The sequence below is a fragment of the Alcanivorax sp. UBA3183 genome, from assembly GCF_002364155.1.
In the GTDB taxonomy this organism is placed as follows: Bacteria; Pseudomonadota; Gammaproteobacteria; order Pseudomonadales; family Alcanivoracaceae; genus Alcanivorax; species Alcanivorax jadensis.
This window is the reverse complement of the sequence record NZ_DEXN01000040.1, coordinates 1906-3271: the sequence shown is the minus strand read 5'-3', so window position 1 is coordinate 3271 and position 1366 is coordinate 1906. Positions and strand designations below refer to the sequence as shown.

Annotated in this window: 2 protein-coding genes; both read left to right on the top strand. The window is 61.7% G+C overall.

All coding sequences use genetic code 11. The features are described 5' to 3' along the window. On the top strand, positions 1–571 hold a 571-nt coding region (gene rlmM, locus B3Q33_RS12765), incomplete at its 5' end, for a 23S rRNA (cytidine(2498)-2'-O)-methyltransferase RlmM (RefSeq protein WP_286827998.1). Positions 572–573: 2 nt separating this feature from the next. Then, the coding region (locus B3Q33_RS12760) for an MFS transporter (RefSeq protein ID WP_286827996.1) at positions 574–1366 on the top strand (793 nt) is incomplete at its 3' end.

The window sequence follows — 1366 nt, the reverse complement described above, 5'->3', positions numbered from 1 at the left end:
CGCTGTACCGTTGGTCGAAGGCGGGGTGCGACGGCTGAAATTGCCGGCGGAAGCCCCCAGCCGCTCCGCGCTCAAGGTGGAAGAAGCGCTGATCCGCTTCTTCGGCAGCACCGACAGTCTCACAGCGAAAACCGCCGTTGATCTGGGCGCCGCCCCGGGCGGCTGGAGCTGGCAACTGGCCCGCCGTGGCATCAAGGTGCATGCGGTGGATCATGGCAAGCTCGATGCCCGTCTGCTGGATGAATACCCGGTGGAGCATATCCATGGTGATGCCTTCACCTGGCGGCCCCGCAGCAGTGTGGACCTGGTGGTCTGTGATGTGGTGGACAAGCCCGCGCGGACCCTGCAGCAAATGGAAAAGTGGCTCACCCAGGGCTGGTCCAAAGCGGCGCTGTTCAATCTCAAGCTGCCCATGAAGCGCCGTTTCCAGGAGGCCTGGCAATTACTGGAAAAGCTGACTGCTGCCATGGAGCGCCATGAGCATCTGGGGGTGCCCGAGATCAAGGCGGCACAGCTTTACTACGATCGTGAGGAAATTTCCGTGTGGGCAGCGTTCCACCGGGACTACTGAGCATGCCTGCACAGCGTCCCGCGCCGGCTCTCTTTGTCACTCTTGGCGTGCTGTATTTTGCCCAGGGGCTGCCGGCCGGTTTGCTGGGAAAATCCATGCCGGCTCTGGCCAGAGACGCAGGCCTGTCACCGGAATGGATCGGCCTGCTGGCTCTGCCGGCCTTGCCCTGGGCGTTGAAGTTTCTCTGGGCTCCCTGGGTGGATCGCTGGGGTAGTGGCAAACCCAATCATCGCAAGCGGTGGATTCTGGCCTGCGTGTTTGCCGTGATGCTGGTACTGGCCATCACGGCACTGTTTCCCCGCGAATGGTTGTTTGGTCCGGGCTTTGCGCTGTTGGTGGTGCTGCTGTTTCTGCTCAACCTGTTCAGTGCCACTCAGGATATCGCTACCGACGGCCTGGCCACCCGTTTGCTGACACCGGACTTGCGCGGGTTGGGCAACAGCATTCAGGTGAACGGCTACAAGATTGGCATGATCCTGGGTAGTGGTGCCTTGCTAATCATGGTCGGTCGCTGGGGCTGGCAGGGTACCCTGGCAAGCCTGATTGTCGCCCTGGTGCTGGTGGCACTGGTTGTCTGGCGATTTCGTGAGCCCCGGGAGCAGATCAAACCCCGTCGACCCGTGACGTTGCTCTGGTGGCGGCGACAACTGACCCTGTTCTGGTGGCGGCCGCAGATGGCTGTTTGGCTGGTGATCCTGCTGGGCTACAAGGTCGGTGACGGGTTCGGTACCCGTATGATCAAACCCTTTCTGGTGGACCGGCAGTGGAGCCTGGAAGCCATCGGTCGACTGGATT